We start from the raw sequence: 3642 nt of genomic DNA on the forward strand, positions 1-3642 counted from the left end.
TATAAAACCATACTGCTAATTTAAAATAAAACACTCTTAATTGTGGAAAGATAAATTTCTTAGGTAAACCTTTGTAAATTTTTGAAATATCAAGATCTTTACTATTTGATGAAAAAACTAACTTAGACAATTGTTTTCCAGTCCAAGGAGCTGCACTAACCCCTACGCCGCTATAACCAAATCCATAATAAATTTCTTCATTATCTATTTTACCAATTGAAGGGGTAAGCTTTTGAGATAAAGCAATTAAACCTCGCCAATTATAATCAATTGTAACGTTATTCCATTTAGGAAAAATATTTTTTAAAAATTGTTCCATATCATTAGCTCTGTTTTGATTAGATTGATCACTTCCTTCAAAATCTCCTCTAGTGCCAAATAAAATTCGATTGTCAGGTAACTTTCTATAATAATATAAAAGGTTTTTAGAATTAGCTATTGGGGCATAAGTATTAAAGTTATGTAAACTAAGTTCTTCATTTGTAAGTGGTCTTGTTACAATAATATTTGAAATAACAGGTAATACTCTTCCATCCATTTCAGGAATTAATCCCTCTTGATAAAATCCATTAGTTGCAACAACTATTTTTTTTGTTTTTAATGATCCTTCATTAGTTCTTAAAAGATAAGAACCATTATCTTTTTCAATTTTTTCAACTTTAGTGTGCACATAAATTTTTAATTTTTTAGATAAAGCATGTTTTGCAAGTCCGTTTACAAATTTTAATGGATTGATCGCAAATCCAGGTTTATATGAAAATGCACCAAATTGCTCAGTTCCGCCATGACCTACTTCATCAAATTCTTCTTTTGAATAAACTTTGGTATCAATTCCAAATTCAGATTTATAAACTTCAGCTTGATCTTTGATTTGGTCAAATTTGTTTTTGTGATGAGCTACAACAAAGTTATTTTCACCAGTTACATCACAATCAATATTATAATTATCAATTAATTCTTTAGTATAATTAGCTCCTTCAACAGAGTTTTTAAAAAATTTTCTAGTCTCCTCTTTTCCATAAACTGATTGCATTTTTTTATAAGACATTTTGCTTGGAGGAAGACAGCAAAACCCCGCATTACGAGAAGAAGCACCCCAACCTACTTTTCCAGCCTCAACCAAAACTACATCTAAATTATGATTTTCAATTAAATTTATTGCACAAAGCAAACCAGTATAACCCCCACCTATGACTACTATTTCAGAACTAATATCTTTTTGAAGTTTATCTAAATTTAAATTCTCACTTGAAGTTGCTTCCCAGTAACTAGGAACAGGTTTATTAAACTTATAAATATCTGAATGATAAATATTACTCATTAGTTAATGTTAGGTTAACATAACCCTTAATTATCTAAATAATAATTTACTTAAATTTATCTTCCCAGAATACAACTCTGTCGTCTGTTTTTTCTATCAAGTCCTTACAAAATATTCCGTATTTATCTAAAACTTTTGAAAAATTTTTATAATCTTGACCCATCTCATTTTTCATACTTTCAAAGGATGTTTTAACTCTATTTCTCATTGTATCTGTGTTCATGCCTAATTGCTGACCAATCATAAAAACAGATTCTAATGATAAATCTGCTGATTTATTAAGACCTGATATGGTTTCATCGTTAGCACTACCACTTTTTTTAAAGCCTTCTTCAGACAATATATAATAACTATAACAAGTTGTGAAATCTCCTTGCAGATTATAAAATACAAATGTTTGTTGATCATCAGCATTAGCACTTGTGCTTAAGATGCTAAGAATTATTGCAGATATAAGTTTTTTCATTTTTTGTTTTTTTAAATTTTAATTGAAAGCATCCATATACCAACCAAAAATAAAGACAATGAGAAGAATTTGTTTAATATTTTAGAATATTTTTCATTTCTAAATTTTGCACCAAGTAAGTCACCAAATAATGTCCACAGAGTAAATGATACGCAGTTATTAACTGTGAAAATTGTACTGATTAAAATTATTCTTATTAAGTTTTGAGAACCGTCTAAAAAGATTGTGAACATTAAAGAAATTATCACATAAGCTTTTGGGTTAAATACTAAAAGTATAACTCCATCAACAAAAGTACATTTTAAATTTTGATTGCTGTTTTCATATGTGCTTGCCTTGAAGAATTTATAGGCAAGATAGATTACATATAATGATCCAATTATCTGAATGTATTGATATTGATCATTAATAAATGAAAAAAATATATTAAAACCAAAACCTATAAGAAAAGTAACTATAATCGTTGCAAGATGATAACCAAAATTTGCTGATAAAGTTTTAACAAAACCAAATCTAGCTCCATTAGCTGCAAAGAACATGTTCCCAGGTCCCGGGCTAAAAGCGAGAGGAAATAAAAAAATTATTAAAGCTACTATTTCAATTAAGGTCATACTTTAATAGGTGATTAAATTTATAATATTCTTTAATTTAGGCCTTTTTATTCTTTTTATACATTCTCATCCACTTTTCAAAGATCAGAATTGCATCATACATATCTTTAGTTTTGTTGGGATGATTTTTTGCTCTTCCAAGCATAGTTGCAATAACATTTACTTGATATTTGATTGATCTTTTTTTGATAGCTTTAATTGTATAAAGCGCCTTTTCTTTATTCTTAAAACCTAAGCCATGTAAAGTTGTCTCTGGTTTATAATCAGAAAATAATGAAAGATTTAAAGGTTTAAAACTTTTATCTTTTATCATTTTATTCATTGGCATTTTATCAACTAAGGTAAATATCTTTTTAAGATTTATTGTATCTAACTTAGCTTTTTCGGTTCCATCAAAGCCAATTAAACTCACACTAAAGTTTTTAGCTTTATCTAATTTTGTAACTAATTTTATAAATCGTTTATGAAATTCTTTTATGTGTTTTTGATAAATATCTTTTGAATTTTTATACTCTTGATTAGTGTAATTTGGAGTATTCAAAACTAACAATCTACATTTCCATATATATTTTTTAAAATTCATTGGTATATTAAGTATTTTAGTTAATAGGATATATGAAGGAAAAAGTTATTAAATCTCATTTAAAGAAAAAAGCACTATCTAAACTTGCTTTATCGATAAGCTTTTTCTTAGTTCTTTTAACTTCCACTGGATACATATTTAATTCTAAAGCTGCAATTTTTCTATTTTATATTTTCAGTTTTGCATTCATTTACAATTTGCTAATCAATTTCTTATTAGAAAAATTTGATATCTGAAAAATTTATTCCACACGGGAGTATTCCGACTTTACTCTTCTCAAAGGTATAGAGGTTTCAACAGAAGAAACGCCCTCTATTACAGTTAGTTTTTTAGTTAAAAAATCCTCAAATTCCTCTACATCTTTAACTGCAATTCTTATTAAATAATCCTTAGCTCCAGTCATTAACCAACACTCAACTACTTCAGGAAAATTTAAAATTTTTTTCTCAAATTTATCAAAATTTTTTGATTGCTGTTTTTCTAAGCTAATAAATATGAAGGCAGGAAATTTATAACCAAGTGAGGTTTCATCAATATTTACTGAATAATTTTTAATTATATTATTTTCTTCTAATTGATTTATTCTTCTTGCAGTAGGAGCAATACTTAAATTTATTTTCTCACTTATATTTTGAAGGGTGGTTTTGCTGTTATTTTTAAG

The 3642-nt window shown here is 27.0% G+C and carries 6 protein-coding genes; 1 reads left to right on the forward strand and 5 read right to left on the reverse strand.

Annotated elements, in window-relative coordinates; translation table 11 throughout:
- The 4 genes from ACTTA5_RS07475 to ACTTA5_RS07490 all read right to left on the reverse strand — a co-directional run.
- Window positions 1–1321: NAD(P)/FAD-dependent oxidoreductase (locus ACTTA5_RS07475; protein ID WP_440649147.1), on the reverse strand; the 1321-nt coding region annotated here is incomplete at its 3' end.
- 46 nt (window positions 1322–1367) lie between these two features.
- Window positions 1368–1787 carry a hypothetical protein gene (locus ACTTA5_RS07480; RefSeq protein WP_440649149.1) on the reverse strand — a complete coding sequence of 140 codons (420 nt, stop codon included), beginning with the start codon at window positions 1785–1787 and terminating at the stop codon, window positions 1368–1370.
- Between the two features lie 11 nt (window positions 1788–1798).
- Window positions 1799–2398 (reverse strand): LysE family translocator, encoded by a 600-nt coding sequence (locus ACTTA5_RS07485; RefSeq protein ID WP_440649151.1) that lies wholly within the window; start codon window positions 2396–2398, stop codon window positions 1799–1801.
- A gap of 37 nt (window positions 2399–2435) precedes the next feature.
- Window positions 2436–2981: a DUF4174 domain-containing protein gene (locus ACTTA5_RS07490; protein WP_440649153.1), complete on the reverse strand. Its 546-nt coding sequence runs from the start codon at window positions 2979–2981 to the stop codon at window positions 2436–2438.
- 32 nt (window positions 2982–3013) lie between these two features.
- On the opposite strand from ACTTA5_RS07490, the gene ACTTA5_RS07495 reads away from it, so the two are divergent.
- A complete protein-coding gene (locus ACTTA5_RS07495; RefSeq protein WP_262589386.1) occupies window positions 3014–3217 on the forward strand; it encodes a hypothetical protein in 204 nt (67 codons plus the stop codon).
- A gap of 5 nt (window positions 3218–3222) precedes the next feature.
- Here ACTTA5_RS07495 and ACTTA5_RS07500 read toward each other — a convergent pair.
- The coding region (locus ACTTA5_RS07500; protein WP_440649155.1) for an Lrp/AsnC family transcriptional regulator at window positions 3223–3642 on the reverse strand (420 nt) is incomplete at its 5' end.

It is taken from the genome of Candidatus Pelagibacter sp. HIMB1521, from assembly GCF_052047875.1.
Lineage (GTDB): Bacteria > Pseudomonadota > Alphaproteobacteria > Pelagibacterales > Pelagibacteraceae > Pelagibacter.